The 15,830-nt window shown below is 36.0% G+C and carries 15 protein-coding genes; 9 read left to right on the forward strand and 6 right to left on the reverse strand.

Going from position 1 to position 15,830, the window contains the following annotated elements:
• Positions 1–17: 17 nt before the first annotated feature.
• Entirely contained in the window at positions 18–1,847 is a 1,830-nt protein-coding gene (locus DYE60_RS04965) for an LTA synthase family protein (protein WP_115315529.1), read from the reverse strand.
• Positions 1,848–2,400: 553 nt separating this feature from the next.
• Here DYE60_RS04965 and DYE60_RS04970 point away from each other — a divergent pair.
• From DYE60_RS04970 to DYE60_RS04980, 3 genes are read left to right on the forward strand one after another with little or no spacing between them, the layout of a single operon-like run.
• Entirely contained in the window at positions 2,401–3,168 is a 768-nt protein-coding gene (locus DYE60_RS04970; protein WP_115315530.1) for a PP2C family protein-serine/threonine phosphatase, read from the forward strand.
• 12 nt (positions 3,169–3,180) lie between these two features.
• Positions 3,181–3,720: an ADP-ribosylglycohydrolase family protein gene (locus tag DYE60_RS04975; protein ID WP_115315531.1), complete on the forward strand. Its 540-nt coding sequence runs from the start codon at positions 3,181–3,183 to the stop codon at positions 3,718–3,720.
• Entirely contained in the window at positions 3,713–4,006 is a 294-nt protein-coding gene (locus DYE60_RS04980; RefSeq protein ID WP_115315532.1) for an ADP-ribosylglycohydrolase family protein, read from the forward strand. The genes DYE60_RS04975 and DYE60_RS04980 overlap by 8 nt, the downstream gene beginning before the upstream one ends.
• Positions 4,007–4,072: 66 nt before the next feature.
• Here the strand turns inward: DYE60_RS04980 and glmU are convergent, their stop codons facing one another.
• The 3 genes from glmU to DYE60_RS04995 all read right to left on the reverse strand — a co-directional run bounded on the left by glmU (position 4,073) and on the right by DYE60_RS04995 (position 7,782).
• Positions 4,073–5,437, reverse strand: a complete 1,365-nt coding sequence (glmU, locus tag DYE60_RS04985) for a bifunctional UDP-N-acetylglucosamine diphosphorylase/glucosamine-1-phosphate N-acetyltransferase GlmU (RefSeq protein WP_115315533.1) — start codon at positions 5,435–5,437, stop codon at positions 4,073–4,075.
• A gap of 53 nt (positions 5,438–5,490) precedes the next feature.
• The gene (rsmD, locus tag DYE60_RS04990; RefSeq protein ID WP_115315534.1) at positions 5,491–6,084 is read right to left on the reverse strand and encodes a 16S rRNA (guanine(966)-N(2))-methyltransferase RsmD; all 594 of its coding nucleotides are present in this window, start codon (positions 6,082–6,084) and stop codon (positions 5,491–5,493) included.
• Positions 6,085–6,288: 204 nt separating this feature from the next.
• Positions 6,289–7,782, reverse strand: a complete 1,494-nt coding sequence (locus DYE60_RS04995) for a PTS transporter subunit EIIC (RefSeq protein ID WP_115315535.1) — start codon at positions 7,780–7,782, stop codon at positions 6,289–6,291.
• Between the two features lie 250 nt (positions 7,783–8,032).
• Between DYE60_RS04995 and ftsY the strand changes: the two genes are divergently transcribed.
• The 5 genes from ftsY (at position 8,033) to recQ (ending at position 12,768) form a co-directional block, all read left to right on the forward strand.
• Positions 8,033–9,349, forward strand: a complete 1,317-nt coding sequence (ftsY, locus tag DYE60_RS05000; protein ID WP_115315536.1) for a signal recognition particle-docking protein FtsY — start codon at positions 8,033–8,035, stop codon at positions 9,347–9,349.
• Between the two features lie 112 nt (positions 9,350–9,461).
• Positions 9,462–10,079, forward strand: coding sequence for a hypothetical protein (locus DYE60_RS05005; protein ID WP_115315537.1), 618 nt, complete (start codon positions 9,462–9,464; stop codon positions 10,077–10,079).
• Between the two features lie 271 nt (positions 10,080–10,350).
• Complete coding sequence (gene infA, locus DYE60_RS05010) at positions 10,351–10,569, forward strand: translation initiation factor IF-1 (protein ID WP_115315538.1); 219 nt, start codon at positions 10,351–10,353, stop codon at positions 10,567–10,569.
• 76 nt (positions 10,570–10,645) lie between these two features.
• Positions 10,646–10,954 (forward strand): iron donor protein CyaY, encoded by a 309-nt coding sequence (cyaY, locus tag DYE60_RS05015; RefSeq protein ID WP_115315539.1) that lies wholly within the window; start codon positions 10,646–10,648, stop codon positions 10,952–10,954.
• Positions 10,954–12,768, forward strand: a complete 1,815-nt coding sequence (recQ, locus tag DYE60_RS05020; protein ID WP_115315540.1) for an ATP-dependent DNA helicase RecQ — start codon at positions 10,954–10,956, stop codon at positions 12,766–12,768. The genes cyaY and recQ overlap by 1 nt, the downstream gene beginning before the upstream one ends.
• Here the strand turns inward: recQ and nudC are convergent.
• Together nudC and greA are read right to left on the reverse strand one after the other, a co-directional pair.
• The gene (gene nudC / locus DYE60_RS05025; protein WP_115315541.1) at positions 12,759–13,541 is read right to left on the reverse strand and encodes an NAD(+) diphosphatase; all 783 of its coding nucleotides are present in this window, start codon (positions 13,539–13,541) and stop codon (positions 12,759–12,761) included. The two genes, recQ and nudC, sit on opposite strands and share 10 nt — an antisense overlap.
• A gap of 111 nt (positions 13,542–13,652) precedes the next feature.
• On the reverse strand, positions 13,653–14,129 hold the full coding sequence (greA, locus tag DYE60_RS05030; protein WP_115315542.1) for a transcription elongation factor GreA: 477 nt from the start codon (positions 14,127–14,129) through the stop codon (positions 13,653–13,655).
• A 213-nt stretch (positions 14,130–14,342) separates the two neighbouring features.
• On the opposite strand from greA, the gene DYE60_RS05035 reads away from it, so the two are divergent.
• Positions 14,343–15,830 carry a helicase HerA-like domain-containing protein gene (locus DYE60_RS05035; protein ID WP_115315543.1) on the forward strand — a complete coding sequence of 496 codons (1,488 nt, stop codon included), beginning with the start codon at positions 14,343–14,345 and terminating at the stop codon, positions 15,828–15,830.

Consider the following 15,830-nt stretch of genomic DNA (forward strand, 5'->3'; position numbering starts at 1 on the left):
CTTGTTTCTTTATCGAGCTACCTAAATGTTGAAAACGATTTGGTCTTCCCTTTAAATAGTAATTCTTGTTGAATATTGGTAAATGATTTCACTTGATTGGTAATTTCTGCTGTATTTTCAGGACAAGCAACCTTGTTCAAATTAAAATCAGAAACATCAAAACAAGTTATTTGATTACCGATCATTTCAATCGCAATCTTATTCTTAACCACGCCTAAAATACCATTATGATAATAGTCTGCGAAGAAATTATCATCTCTTAACAATGACTTACCACTAAACTCGGGGGCAATTTTATGATAATCCCCCAGCACTAAATCTGTTAATGTTGGAGCTATATCTCGCTGCGACATAAATTCATCAATATATTTCGGTTCCAATTTCGGCGAATAAATAGCAAAAGGAATCAAATAATTATGAAAATTGGTGTCATTTGGGACTCTTGCAGTATGATCCGCCAAAATCACAAAAATAGTATTTGGATAAATTTTTTCTACTTTTTGGATAAAATCATAGGTTGCTTCATCAGATAAATGAAAGGTATTTAATCGATCATTAAACACTTCATCATCTGTAAAATGCACCTTTGGATAACTTTCTGGTACAACATCATCATGTGTTGTTGCTCCATTTATACCGATCACAAAAGGTTTCTGCATTTCTGTCACTTTCTCAAAAACGAAATTATATAAATCAGGATCATGTACTCCCCAATGATTTTCTTCATAACGTCGATTTTTGATATCGTGTCTGCCATACGACTGTTCAAACCCTAAATTTTGAGCCAAACTGCCCGCTGCTGTACCCGAATTTGAGCCTTGAAAGAAAGCACTGGAATAGTGCTGTTTTTTAAGTAAATCAACAAAACTCGTATATTCAAATGATTGTAATGAAGTTCTTGCAACACTATTTCCTAATGGATTTTGGAATGATGTTAAGGTTGAAAAAATCCCCTCCACCGTTCTGTGTCCATTTGCCATCATCGCTTTAGGGCGAATAGATTTTTTCAAAATCTCGCTAAATTTAGGTGTCGTGTCATATTCTCCCCCATAATCTTTCAGAAATGCACCACCCCAACTTTCTAAGAAAAAGAATACAACATTTGGTTTTTCTAAATGCGGAATAGCTAATGTTTGACTGGCAGAATAAAGCGATTTCACACTTTGCAACTCGTTATCAACAGAATACTTCGGGCTTATTTTAATATCTCCCTGATTTCTTATATTCTGAAAAACTGCATTATACGCACCATTTAAGCTTATCATTGCTAACTTAGGATCACCAACTCGGTAAGCGTGCCAAGGATCTAAGGGAATATGTTGAAACATCCCCCTTATAAAAAAGACACTAACTGCGATTAAAAAGAACTTGGTAGGAATATAAGATTTAGAAAATGTCACAGCATTTAAATGATAATTAAACAGTTTGAATGCAACAAATCCTAAAACAACCACGCCAACCAAACCAATTACCATCAAATCCAAATATTCTTGCAAGGCTGTGCCAAATAATCCTTTTGATTCCCTTAATGCTTCTTTGATTTCATAAGAAATATGACGACTTGCATCACTAAAATACATAATATCGCCAATCAAAAAACAAAAGAGCGATAAAATGAGAAACAGTGAAAAACCAACTAATAATTTCTTATTAAAATCAGAAAATAACGTTAAAAAAGCGATCATTGCACTGATCGCAAAATCAAATTTATAGCCATAAAAGACGGCATATAATTTTTTAGATGCCTCCAAATCCGTAAAGCCATAAAAAGCAAAAATCAGTTTCGCTAAGAATGAGATAAAAACACAAATAAAAAACACTGTGAAATAATTTTTAAGTAATTTCATTTTTATATTCCCTTATAAAATAATCAATTATTTGTCATATAATCAACAAATTAGAACGTTAATTCTACACTATTTCAACTATGATCTTTACTAAAATTTTAGGTATTAAGGGGATTTAAAACGATGATTAAAAAAATCACAGAATTTTAATTTATCCCGTTATATTCAAGAGCAACATTTTGGTTTTGGGAACGACAAAAAACTATCATTACTTTCTCAATTTCTTACTGGGCAGGTTTTCATCTTACCGAACCCCCACTTTCTGACGATCAAGTTATTTTAGAACAAGACGATGACTACTACCGCTTTCAAGCAAGCGTGTTTAAAAGTGAAATGTTCACTTGGTGGATGACCAAATTTGGGGATGAGATTTGGGACATCGAATATCAAGATTTAGACTAAAATATTATTTTTGAAAATTTTTCAAAAAATATCACCGCTTGTTTAAAAGTTGCAACACTATTTGTCGTTTAATTTGATAATTTTTAAATTTGGCGCTTATACGAGGTTAAAACGTGTTAGTGAAAATAAGTAAATAATTAAAGGAGAAAATATGCAAAATTGTCAAATTACTTATTGTCAGCAAGCCAAAGGAAGAAGTCATAAAAACCGTAACCAAGATGATCTATTTAATAGCAAAGAGGTGTTGCAATACTATCGCAAAGTTGCGACGACTTTTCTTACTGAATATTCACACTTTATGCTAGGTGTTGCTAATGGCGTATACAGTAGTGGAAATTCAGCAAAAGCGAGTCAGTTTTGGTGCGAGCAATTACAACAATGTCAGCAAGACAAAGGAACATTAAATTATCAATGGCTTTGTGAAACACAAGAAACATTTAACACTCAATTAGCCAAAGGTTATTTCGGCACAACCACGACTCTCGCCGCCGTAGAAATTGATTTGAGTACCCAACAAGTTAAATTATTAAATGTCGGTGATAGTCGAATTTATTTGATCAATTCACTAGGCGAATGGCAACAACTTAGCTATGACCATACCTTATTATCTGAATTAACAAATGATCCAACCGCTAATAAAAATGCGTATGCATCTATTTATAGTGGTTTAGCCTCTTATTTAGTTGCAGATTTTCAACCTTTTCAGACCGCTTATTTTTACGAGCAAATAACTGTTCAAAAAGGCGATACGCTTTTATTGTGTACCGATGGCTTAACGGATAATCTTTCTGTTAAACAATGCAGTGAAATTTGGCAAGAATATGCAAATCATCAACAACGTTTAAATGCATTTCATAAACGACTTTTAAACCAAAAGTATTATGATGACTTTTCTATTATTTGTTGTGAATTTTTATAGGAAAGGGGAAAAATGAATAATTTAATCAGTAAAAATAAGTTTTATGCCAGTTTTTATGGTTTAGCGATTGGAGACTCTCTAGGCGTTCCCGTTGAATTTATGACACGAGAAGAATTACGCTTAAATCCCGTTACAGATATGCGAGAAAGTGGCTCACATTTACAGCCCAAAGGAACGTGGAGCGATGATACCAGTATGAGCCTTGCAACTTTATCGGTATTCAGCCAAAAATATTTTTCTTATCATCAAATTTGTGATGAATTTGTAAATTGGTATCAATGTGCAAAGTTTACGCCACACAATGAAACCTTTGATATTGGCGATACAACAAGGCAAGCATTACATCGTTATCTTACGGGAACTTCTCCCTTAGAATGTGGATTGAATGAAGAGTCAAGTAATGGCAATGGTTCACTAATGAGAATGTTGCCTGTGTTACATTTTATTTATCTTGAATATTGGGAAAATGATGATCGTATAACACCTTTTGCAAGGGAGTTTATCTACAATCTTTCTGCTTTAACGCACGCTCACGAGTTTATCTTTGAATAAAAATCAACTAAAAAGCACAGGTTTTGTTATTCATAGTTTAGAGGCAAGCCTTTGGTGTTTATATAATACAAAAAATTATAAAGACGCAGTGCTTACCGCTGTTAATTTAGGGGAAGATACGGATACCATCGGAGCAATTACAGGCTCACTTGCGGGGCTTTATTATGGATTAGAAGGTATTCCAAAAAGATGGTTAGATGATTTACAGAATAAAGCATTAATTGATGAAATTTGCGACCAATTTTATGCAAAATATCAGCCTAAAAAGACCGCTATAATTACTTAACTAATACGAATTTGAGAATTGTGATAAAAAAAGACAGAGCATTTGCTCTGTCCTTATATATTAATCTTATTTCTTCTTAGTCGGACGAGTCCAACCTTGAATATGTCTTTGTGCTACTCGTGTGATCACCAGCTCTTTTTCTGCCACATTTTTAGTGATAGTTGCACCCGCACCAATGGTTGCACCGCTTTCAACTGTAACAGGGGCGACTAATTGACAATCTGAACCGACAAAAACGTCATCACCGATAATGGTTTTGAATTTATTTGCACCGTCATAGTTACAAGTAATTACGCCCGCACCAATATTACAGGTTTCACCGATTTCAGCGTCCCCCACATAGCTTAAATGATTTACCTTTGAGCCTTTACCGACTTTTGAATTTTTGATTTCAACAAAGTTTCCAACGTGCGTTTCAGGTGCAAGATCAGCCCCTGGACGTAAACGAGAGAAAGGACCAACAATCGCTTTTTGACCAACAACCGCATTTTCAATCACTGAGTAAGGTTTGATTTCTACGTTGTCGCCAATTTCACAGTTAGTCAGAACACAGCCTACACCGACTTTGACATTATTTCCAAGTACTACATTGCCTTCAAAAATCACGTTTACATCAATTTCAACATCTTTACCGTGTTGTACTGTGCCACGCACATCAATTCGAGCAGGATCGATCACTCGTACGCCTGCAAGCATTAATTTTTCTGCTTGTTTTTGTTGATAAAAACGCTCTAAGGCAGCTAATTGTAAGCGATTATTCGCCCCTTCTACTTCCATAAATTCGTCTGCTTGCACTGCTTGAACCTTGAAACCATCTTGATTTGCAAAAGCGATCACGTCAGTAATGTAATATTCTTGTTGAGCATTGTTATTATCTAAACGCCCTAGCCACTGTTTAAAGCTCTTGCCACTTGCCACCATTACGCCTGTATTCACTTCTTTAATTGCTAACTGTTCTGGAGTTGCATCTTTTTGCTCAACAATCCCCACTACTGAACCTTGATCACGCAAAATGCGTCCGTAGCCCGTTGGGTTGTCAAGTTCAACGGTTAATAATGCGATACCATTTTGTGGCTTTTGAGCAATCAATTTTTGCAAGGTTTCTTTGGTAATCAAAGGGGCGTCGCCGTAAAGCATGACGATATTTTCATCATCATTGAAAAACGGTGCTGCTTGTTGCATTGCGTGTCCTGTGCCGAGTTGCTCGGTTTGTAGCACCCAATTTACTGGCTCGTCTTTTAACACTTGTTGCATTAACTCGCCACCGTGTCCATAAATTAAATGAATATTGTCCGCCTCTAATGATTTTGCGGTATCAATCACGTGCTTAACCATCGGTTTGCCTGCTACTTTGTGCAATACTTTTGGCAAATCAGAATACATACGAGTTCCTTTACCCGCAGCTAAAATTACAACGCTTAATTTGTTCATTATAAATCCTTATTTTGAAGATTATTTTTTGTATATTGTAAAGAAAGCGACACTTAATCGCAAACTTGAATAAGACGGCTAGTGACTTGCCCAAAGGTTTTCTCTTTGAGAATTTGCCACGTTTTTGGCAACACCAAAGCGGTATGATTTTTTTCCGTTTCGACATAAATTAGCCCATTCGGTGCGATATAGTTATTTTTAATCAGTAAATCCAACACTTGTGGTACAAAACCTTTATTAAAAGGCGGATCGATAAAAATAAGATCATACGGTAATTCGTTATTTTTTTGAGCGAGAAATTGCAAAGTGTCGGTGTTAATAACCGTGCCTTTATCAGTTTTAAGCAAGGTTAAATTACTTTTTAATTGTTGTGACGCTTTTGCAAATTTTTCCAAAAAAGTGACCGCTTGTGCCTGACGAGAAAGTGCCTCTAAACCAAGCGAACCGCTTCCCGCAAAGCAATCTAAACAACGTGCGTTTACCACATCATTCATCAACCAATTAAAGACGGTTTCCTTAACACGATCGGTGGTGGGTCTTAATCCTTCGGCATTTAAAACAGGTAATTTTCTGCCTCGCCATAGCCCCGAAATAATCCTCACCTCGCCCATTTGACGAGATTTGGTTGAATTTTGTGGTTTTTTCATAACAAAAGGTACTCAAAAGAAATATAGAAAGGGCATTTTATCTTAATTAGAAAAGGAACGGAATAAGTTTGATTATGGATATGTTGGGTTGCTATTAGTAAACGCTGTTTGCGTCTATGCTACCACTATCTAAATTATAAAAAACGGGAGGATATTCCATTCGCTACGCTTATTCAATCCTCCCCTACCTTAGAAAATAACGAACTAATCTTCTCTCCCTAAAATCTGATTCACTTCGCTTTTATAAAGCACGGCTTTTGCACCAAATATTGCTTGAACACCACCGCCAACTTCAAGTACATCAATCGCACCGAGAGACTTTAACGTCGCTTTATTCACCGCTTTGACATCTTTTACAGAAACACGTAAACGTGTAATACAAGCGTCAACATTCTCAATGTTTTCTGCTTTACCTAAGGCTTCAATAATTTTGTGAGCATTTTCGGTTAATGATGTCGCTTTTTGTTCGATAATTTCTTCTTGTTCCTCGCTACGTCCCGGTGTCATCACATTGAACTTGCGAATTAAGAACAAGAATGAGAAATAGTAAAGGGCTGCCCAAGGTAACCCCACCATTACGACAGTAATCCAGTTCGTTTTTGCATTGCCTTGTAATATACCAAATAGGAAGAAATCAATAAATCCACCAGAGAAGGTGTTACCAATGGAGATATTTAAGAAATCCGCAATATAGAATGAAACACCGTCTAAAAAAGCGTGGAATACATATAACCAAGGTGCTACAAATAAGAACATAAACTCAATCGGTTCAGTAATACCGGTGATAAAAGAGGTTAAAGCCGCACCTAAAAATAATCCACCAATTAAACCACGTTTTTGTTTAGGAATAGCGTGATACATCGCCAAACAAGCAGCAGGTAAACCAAACATCATTGTATCAAAACGTCCTGCGAAGAAACGGGTTCCTTCGGTAAATAAGCCTTGATGATTTGGATCGGCTAATTGAGCAAAAAAGATTTTTTGAGCCCCAATGATTGTTTCACCATTTACAATTTCAGTGCCACCTAATTCGGTGTACCAAAATAATGGATAAATCATATGATGTAGCCCAACTGCACCACTCAAACGCATTAAGAAACCATAGAAAAATGTGCCAATTTCTCCCATTGCCGCAATGCTTTTTCCCGCTTCAAGTAACCAATTTTGGAAAGTTGGCCAAATCAGGAAGAATAATGCCCCAATAAAAATAGCAACAAAAGCGGTTACGATCGGAACAAAACGAGAACCACCAAAAAAACCGAGAATTTGTGGTAACTGAATATTATGATACTTATTGTGTAATTTTACCGTAATCAACCCCATTACCAATGCACCAATCACACCAGTATCAATGCCTTTTACTTCTGGTGAGAAAATAGAAATTAAGGTTGAAATAGTGCCTGTCATAATCAAATAGCCAACGACCGTTGCAAGTGCAGCCACACCTTTATCACGTTTTGCTAAACCAATCCCCAAACCAATACAAAGTAATAATGCCAAATTAGAAAAGACCACACCGCCAGCACTCGACATTACTTTAAAAATACTTTGCAATGCTGGATTATTTAAGATTGGATATGCTTGCACCGTTGCCTGATTTGATAATGCCCCACCAATTCCTAATAAAAGACCAGCAGCAGGCAAAATAGCGATTGGCAACATAAATGCTTTACCAATTTGTTGAAGTTTTTTAAACATAAATAACTCTCCCCTCATCAAATAATAATGACATAATTTACTCTTATCTATCAAAATAATATATCGCCAAAATGAGAGATTGTGATCAAAATCACATATTATTATGGCTAAATGCTACACCTCTCATTATGCGTTTATTCCACCTATTTCAGTACAGTTATCAGAAATTTATCTTTTTTCATAACAAAAGGGGGCTAAAATAAAGTAGAATATAAAAGTATATTTTATCAATTATAAAGAGAGCGAAAATATGGCGAAGAAAAAAGGCTTTTGGTCATCACTATTTGGTGGTAAAAAACAAGAAACGGAACAAGTTATAATCGAACAACAAGACGTTGAGCAACAAGATGAAGTTGTTGAACAAGCGGTCATTTCTGATCAAGAATTTGCAAAAAATGAAGAAAATATTACCGCTACCCCTGTTATAGAAGATGTCGAAGAACAAGAAGAAATAGCTGAAATAGTCAATATTGAAACAGAAACAGAAACAGAAACAGAAACAGAAACAGAAACAGAAACAGAAACAGAAACAGAAACAGAAACAGAAACAGAAACAGAAACAGAAACAGAAACAGAAACAGAAAATAATATTGATATTGAACCTGAAACGCAAATAGAAGATAGCTATCAAGAAAAACCCACTCAAGATGGATTTTTTCAGCGTTTAATCAAAGGTTTAGTAAAAACTAAACAAAGCATAGGCTCTGGTTTTTTAAGCTTTTTTCAAGGCAAAAAAATTGATGATGAGTTATTTGAAGAATTAGAAGAAAAATTGCTGATCGCCGATTTAGGTATGCCGACCACCACAAAAATCATCAATAATTTGACTCAACACGCCTCGAAAAAAGAGTTAAAAGACGCAGAATTGCTTTATCAACAATTAAAAGTCGAACTGGCTGATGTGATAAAACCAGTGGCTCAACCGCTAGTGATCGATGAAACCAAAAAACCTTATGTGATTTTAATGGTGGGCGTAAATGGGGTTGGAAAAACCACCACTATCGGAAAATTAGCACGCAAATTTAAAGATGAAGGGAAATCGGTTATGCTTGCTGCTGGCGATACCTTCCGAGCGGCTGCCGTAGAACAATTACAAGTTTGGGGCGAGCGTAATCAAATTCCTGTTGTGGCACAATCAACGGGCTCAGATTCTGCCTCTGTTATTTATGACGCAATGCAATCAGCCAGTGCAAAAGGCATTGATGTATTATTAGCCGATACGGCAGGACGTTTACAGAACAAAGATAACCTAATGGACGAATTGAAGAAAATTGTTCGAGTTATGCGAAAATATGATGAAACTGCTCCACACGAAATTATGTTAACCCTTGATGCATCAACTGGTCAAAATGCAATCAGCCAGGCGAAACTTTTTAATGAAGCTGTTGGTCTAACAGGGGTCTCTCTTACAAAATTAGATGGTACAGCAAAAGGTGGGGTTATTTTCTCCATTGCTGATCAATTTAAGCTTCCAATACGCTTTATTGGAGTAGGAGAGAAAATAGAAGATCTGCGTCAATTTGATGCGGATGAGTTTATTGAAGCATTGTTTAGTAATGAAGTATAGATTTGCATCATAAGATGCGTTCTTTACTATTTTAAAATTCTATGTAACAATAAACCCTCGTTCTGAATTAGAACGAATTATTTTGAGATAAACAATTTAGGAGTCATTCTCTATGAAAAAAATGCTATTAAGTGCATTAGTATTAGGTTCAGCAGTTACTTTAACTGCTTGTGATAAAGTTGAAGAAGTAAAAGCTCAAGCAACTGAAACCGCAGCACAAGTTAAAGATACAGTTACTGAAAAAACAGCTGAAGCTACAAATGCAATTAGCGAAACTGTTACAGATTCAACAAAAAGTGTTTCTGAAAAAGTTGAAGATGTAAAAAACACTGTTGTTGAAAAAGCTGTTGAAGCTAAAGATGCAGCGGTAGAAAAAGCTGTTGAAGCAAAAGATGCTGCTGTAGCAACTGTAATGGGTGCTAAAGATGCAGCAATGGATAAAGTTGTTGAAGCTAAAGACGCTGCAATGGATAAAGCTGTTGAAGCAAAAGATGCAGCAGTAGAAAAAGCTGTTGAAGCTAAAGACGCTGCAATGGATAAAGTTGCTGATGTTAAAGACGCAGCAGTAGAAAAAGCTGTTGAAGCTAAAGATGCAGCAATGGACAAAGTTGCTGACGTTAAAGACGCTGCAATGGATAAAGCAACAGACGCTCAAGATGCTGTTAAAAAAGCAACTGAAATGAAAGATGCTGTTGAAACTGGTATCAAAGCAATTGATGCTACTAAATAATTAGTTATTTTTAAATTAAAATAAATAATTTTAGAACCCACATTACTAGTAAAACTAGAATGTGGGTTTCTTTTATCTAATCAAATACATCTCAAAACACAAATTACGTGTTAATTTTTATTAAATAAAAATAGTAAATTATATAGATTGAGCGAATCAAGCACATTTGTATTAAGATTATACAGTTTATTTTTAATGATTGAAATTCAGTCCATTACGAGTATAATAGCGAAGTTTTATTATTTTTATAAAGTCAATCAAAGAGGAATAAATGGCTAAAGAAGATTGCATTGAAATGCAAGGGACAATTTTAGAGACCTTACCAAATACGATGTTTCGTGTTGAATTAGAAAATGGACACGTTGTGACAGCTCATATTTCTGGAAAAATGCGTAAAAACTATATTCGTATTTTAACTGGGGATAAAGTGACTGTTGAAATGACACCTTACGATTTACAAAAAGGTCGTATCATTTTCCGTGCAAGATAATTTATTCTAAAATTAAAAGACGGAAGCTCAGGCTTCCGTTTTTTGTCTTTTATTTATAATAATGGAATTTCATCAAATGGATACACTAAAATTTCATCAGCTTGTTGAACAAACGTGGCATACCATCGAGGAGCAACTTGAAGAGCAAGATTGTGATGTCGATTGTGAAATGCACGGTGCCGTAATGACGCTTCATTTTTCTGATGATTCACAAATTGTGATCAATAAACAAGAAGCAATGCTTGAATTATGGCTTGCGAGCAAACTAGGTGGTTTTCATTTTAAATATCAAAATGATGACTGGTTTGATCGTGATGGTCGCTCATTTTGGGAGCATCTAGAACAAGCCGTTGCAAAACACGGTGAAACGGTTTCTTTCCAATAATGGCAAATCCCTCCATCAGTCAAGCTAAAAGCATTTTACACAATGTTTTTGGCTATCAATCATTTAGAACAGGACAGCAAGAAGTTATTGAAGCTGTGCTGTCTAATAAAGATTGTCTCGTTATCATTACGACTGGTGGTGGAAAATCCCTTTGTTATCAAGTTCCTGCATTGTGTTTAGAGGGAATAACCTTAGTTATTTCACCGCTTATTTCATTGATGAAAGATCAGGTTGATCAACTCCTCACGGATGGAATAGAAGCCGCTTATCTAAACTCAACCCAAACCCTTGAAGAGCAACAGGAAGTCGAACAAAAAGCAATGTCAGGGCAGTTAAAACTGCTCTATCTCTCGCCTGAAAAAGTGATGACAAATAATTTTTATCACTTTATTTCTCATTGTAAAATCAATTTAATTGCGGTTGATGAAGCTCACTGTATTTCACAATGGGGACACGATTTTAGACCTGAATATACCTCGCTTGGTGGTTTGAGAAAAACCTTTCCAAATATACCGCTTATGGCGCTTACGGCAACAGCTGATCCAGCGACGCGTGCCGATATCATTCGTAATTTACAACTCAATAATCCACACACTTATTTAGGGAGTTTTGATCGCCCGAATATCCGCTATACCATTCAAGAAAAATTTAAGCCGATTAACCAGCTCGTTAAATTTGTAGAAAAGCAACAAGGAAAAAGTGGCATTATTTATTGTGGTAGTCGTAAAAAAGTGGAAAGTTTGACAGAAAAACTGACTTCACGTGGTATCAAAGTAATGGGCTATCACGCAGGAATGTCTGTTGCGGAACGTGCTACAGTGCAAAATGCCTTTCAGCGAGATGACATTCAGGTCGTGGTGGCAACGGTTGCTTTTGGAATGGGAATCAACAAATCTAACGTACGTTTTGTGGTGCATTTTGATATGCCTCGTAGTATTGAATCCTACTACCAAGAAACAGGACGTGCTGGGCGTGATGACTTACCTGCTGAAGCGATGTTATTTTATGATCCTGCTGATTACGGCTGGCTACAAAAAGTATTACTTGAAAAGCCTGAAAATGAGCAACGTAAGATTGAGCAACATAAGCTCAATACGATTAAAGATTTTGCGGAATCTCAAACCTGTCGTCGTTTAGTTCTACTTAATTATTTTGGCGAATTGCGTCAAGAGCCTTGTAAAAATTGTGATATTTGTCTTGATCCACCGAAAAAATATGATGGATTGGTTGATGCACAAAAAGTAATGTCAGCGATTTATCGCACAGGGCAAATTTTTGGTTTACACCATATTGTCGGCGTATTGCGTGGTTTGAATAATCAAAAAATTAAAGATCATAATCACGATCAACTTTCTGTTTTTGGCATTGGTAAAGATAAAAATCAAGAATATTGGATCAGCGTTATCCGTCAGTTGATCCATTTAGGGCTGATCAACCAAAATATAATGCAACATTCTAGCTTACAGCTGACAGAAAATGCACGTCCTTTCTTGCGTGGAGAAATGCCTCTTTCTCTTGCAATGCCTCGTCTAGGCGTGTCTGCTAGTACAACACTATTAACCAAAACGAACAATCGTAATTACGACAAAGACCTTTTTGCTCGCTTACGTTTTCTACGTAAACAGATTGCAGATAAAGAGAATATTCCACCCTATATCGTCTTTAATGACGCCACATTACAAGAAATGGCTGAATTTGTGCCTCAAACCCGCAATGAAATGTTAGAGATTAACGGTGTCGGTGAACGCAAATTAGAACGTTTTGGCAATGCGTTTATTCAGCTCATCAAAGATCATTTAGCACATCAAGGTTGATCCTGCTTACATAACGCTAACGTTGCTTTAATCAATTTCAACGCTATCGTGCCTTCTGGCGGAAGTTGAGGTAATGTACCGCTGCTATCAAACCAATTTGCATCAAAAATTTCTTCTTCCTGAAGAGTTATTTCACCACTTTCATAATCGGCTAAAAAACCTAACATTAGTGAATCAGGAAATGCCCAAGGCTGGCTACCAAAATAACGGATATTTTTAATTTTAATTCCCGATTCTTCAAAAACTTCACGTTCAACCGCTTGCTCTAAGCTTTCCCCTGTTTCCACAAAACCCGCTAAATTGGTGTAAATTGTTCCTTTGTGACGTAAATGATTAGCTAATAAAATTTGATTATCACGTCTGATTGCCACAATAATTGAGGGGCTAATTTTAGGATAAACACGACTACCACAACTTTCACAATGCAATGCCATCTCATCATTTGCTTTACTGAAATAAGACCCGCAACTGCCACAAAAACGATTTTTTGTAAAAAAGTGATTTAAACTGACCGCTTTATTTAATAAATAAAAATGTGCTTCTGGCTGAAAAAGTTGTGAGCGAAGATTAACAAAACCTTCATTTAATTCACTTTCTTGAGTTGGGATCAACCATACAGAAAAGCCTTTATATTGAGCAATTTCAATACCTTTTCGAGTAGCTAAACCGCATTCTTGTGCTGTGCCAAAAGGAATGTTGTTATTCGGTAAATAAAGCTGTGATTGATAAACTTGTAACCAATAACATTGTTGGTTTTGGGGAAGGGATTTCATTATTTATCCTTAAAAAAGTCATAAGCGGTCAAATTTTAATACGTTTTTACAAAATCGTAAATTGCTTTTAAAATTTGACCGCTTATGCTGATTTAAAAAGATAGCTTACTTTTAGATATATTCAACACCAACGATGTCAAACTCAACTGTGCCACCCGGTGTTTTAATGGTTACGCTGTCATCTAATTCTTTTCCGATTAAACCACGTGCGATTGGTGAATTCACTGAAATTAAGCCTTGCTTAATATCTGCTTCATCATCGCCAACAATGCGGTAGCTTACTTCTTCATCAGTTTCTACATTCACTAATTCAACAGTCGCACCAAAAATAATTTTTCCATTGTTAGGCATTGCCGTAACATCAATAATTTGAGCAGCACCTAATTTTCCTTCAATTTCTTGAATACGTCCTTCACAAAAACCTTGTTGTTCACGGGCTGCGTGGTATTCTGCATTTTCTTTTAAATCACCATGTTCACGTGCTTCTGCAATTGCTTTAATAATTTCAGGACGACGCACATTTTTCAATTGTTCTAATTCTTTTCTTAATAATTCTGCACCACGTACAGTCATTGGGATCTGTTGCATTATAAATTTCCTATATGAAAAATTGAGAAAAATCCTCTCAATATAAATCTGTTATAAAATAATAGGGCGTTATTATTCATCTTCTGAACAAAAATATCAACTCTCAGATCAAATAGCTTGTGAAAATTTATACAATTTTAAACCTTATGCTAGCAAGATAGGACAACTACTCTTATAATGCGTGCTAACTATATATTTTAATGAGATTTTATTATGACAACTTATACCCTTGCACAAACACAATCAGGCAACGCAATTTCACTCCTTTCTAAAATGGCAAATCGTCACGGACTCATTGCAGGAGCAACAGGAACTGGAAAAACCGTTACATTACGCACCCTTGCAGAGAATTTTAGTAACGATGGCATTCCTGTTTTTTTAGTGGATGTAAAAGGGGATATTTCAGGTTTAAGTCAAGCTGGAACAATGCAAGGCAAAGTAGCTGAGCGAGTAAACCAATTTAATTTAAGCAGTGAAAGCTATTTTTCATCATTCCCCGTCTCTTTCTGGGACGTTTTTGGCGAAACAGGTATTCCATTACGCACCACTATTTCAGAACTTGGACCTGTTTTATTAAGCCGTTTATTAAATTTGAATGACACCCAAGAAGGTCTATTAAATTTAGTATTTCGTGTCGCTGATGACAAAGGCTTGTTGTTAATCGATCTCAAAGATTTACGTGCAATGTTGCAATATGTTGGCGAAAATGCAAAAACATTTAGAATGGAATATGGCAATGTGTCAGTTGCAAGTATCGGAGCAATTCAACGTGCATTACTTTCTCTTGAAAATGAAGGTGGTGATAAATTATTTGGCGAACCTTCATTAAATTTAGATGATTGGTTACAAACCCGTGACGACAAAGGGGTTATCAATATTCTTAATTCAGAAAAATTGATTAACTCACCAACGCTTTATAGTGCTTTTTTATTATGGCTAATGTCTGAGCTCTTTGAAAACCTACCTGAAATTGGCGATCCTGAAAAACCAAAATTTGTGATGTTTTTTGATGAAGCACATCTTATTTTTGACGATGCTCCGAAAGCATTGGTGGATAAAGTAGAACAAGTAGTACGCCTAATTCGTTCTAAGGGCGTAGGCATTTATTTTGTTACTCAAAATCCATTAGATTTACCCGATAGCATTTTAGGACAATTAGGCAACCGCATTCAACACGCTCTAAGAGCTTTCACACCTCGTGATCAAAAAGCAGTAAAAGCAGCGGCTGAAACTTTTCGCTCAAATCCCAATATTGATGTTGCAAGTGCAATTACGGAGCTTGGAATTGGCGATGCCTTAATTTCTGTCTTAGATGAAAAAGGAATGCCAACCCCAGTAGAAATTGCCTCTATTTATCCGCCAAAAAGCCAACTATCCCCTCTTTCTCACAATGAAAGACATCAATATGTGAAGCAAGATGATCTTTTTGATTATTACAATAATTATGTTGATGAGCATTCTGCTTATGAGGAATTAAAGCAACAAGCAGATGTCGAACAACAACAAATTAAAGAAGAACAAGAAGAGAGCGAAGGCTTGCTTGGTGGCATTATTGCCTCTATTTTTGGTAAGAAAAAACGCCGTGAGCAAAATGCAACAGAGCAAATGGTTAGTGGAATTACCAAAGCTGTTGGACGTAATATTCGTAATCGAATTGCCAGAGAAATTGTGCGTGGCGTACTAGGTGCAATGAAAAAATAG

Source organism: Phocoenobacter uteri, assembly GCF_900454895.1.
Classification (GTDB): Bacteria; Pseudomonadota; Gammaproteobacteria; order Enterobacterales; family Pasteurellaceae; genus Phocoenobacter; species Phocoenobacter uteri.

What these genes read in the sequence shown, in the direction of transcription:
- DYE60_RS04965 (WP_115315529.1), bottom strand. Translation starts at nt 1,847, where the DNA reads ATGAAATTACTTAAAAATTATTTCACAGTGTTTTTTATTTGTGTTTTT.
- recQ (WP_115315540.1), top strand. Translation starts at nt 10,954, where the DNA reads ATGGCAAATCCCTCCATCAGTCAAGCTAAAAGCATTTTACACAATGTT.
- glmU (WP_115315533.1), bottom strand. Translation starts at nt 5,437, where the DNA reads ATGAACAAATTAAGCGTTGTAATTTTAGCTGCGGGTAAAGGAACTCGT.
- cyaY (WP_115315539.1), top strand. Translation starts at nt 10,646, where the DNA reads ATGGATACACTAAAATTTCATCAGCTTGTTGAACAAACGTGGCATACC.
- ftsY (WP_115315536.1), top strand. Translation starts at nt 8,033, where the DNA reads ATGGCGAAGAAAAAAGGCTTTTGGTCATCACTATTTGGTGGTAAAAAA.
- greA (WP_115315542.1), bottom strand. Translation starts at nt 14,129, where the DNA reads ATGCAACAGATCCCAATGACTGTACGTGGTGCAGAATTATTAAGAAAA.
- DYE60_RS05035 (WP_115315543.1), top strand. Translation starts at nt 14,343, where the DNA reads ATGACAACTTATACCCTTGCACAAACACAATCAGGCAACGCAATTTCA.
- infA (WP_115315538.1), top strand. Translation starts at nt 10,351, where the DNA reads ATGGCTAAAGAAGATTGCATTGAAATGCAAGGGACAATTTTAGAGACC.
- DYE60_RS04970 (WP_115315530.1), top strand. Translation starts at nt 2,401, where the DNA reads ATGCAAAATTGTCAAATTACTTATTGTCAGCAAGCCAAAGGAAGAAGT.
- DYE60_RS04975 (WP_115315531.1), top strand. Translation starts at nt 3,181, where the DNA reads ATGAATAATTTAATCAGTAAAAATAAGTTTTATGCCAGTTTTTATGGT.
- nudC (WP_115315541.1), bottom strand. Translation starts at nt 13,541, where the DNA reads ATGAAATCCCTTCCCCAAAACCAACAATGTTATTGGTTACAAGTTTAT.
- rsmD (WP_115315534.1), bottom strand. Translation starts at nt 6,084, where the DNA reads ATGAAAAAACCACAAAATTCAACCAAATCTCGTCAAATGGGCGAGGTG.
- DYE60_RS04995 (WP_115315535.1), bottom strand. Translation starts at nt 7,782, where the DNA reads ATGTTTAAAAAACTTCAACAAATTGGTAAAGCATTTATGTTGCCAATC.
- DYE60_RS05005 (WP_115315537.1), top strand. Translation starts at nt 9,462, where the DNA reads ATGAAAAAAATGCTATTAAGTGCATTAGTATTAGGTTCAGCAGTTACT.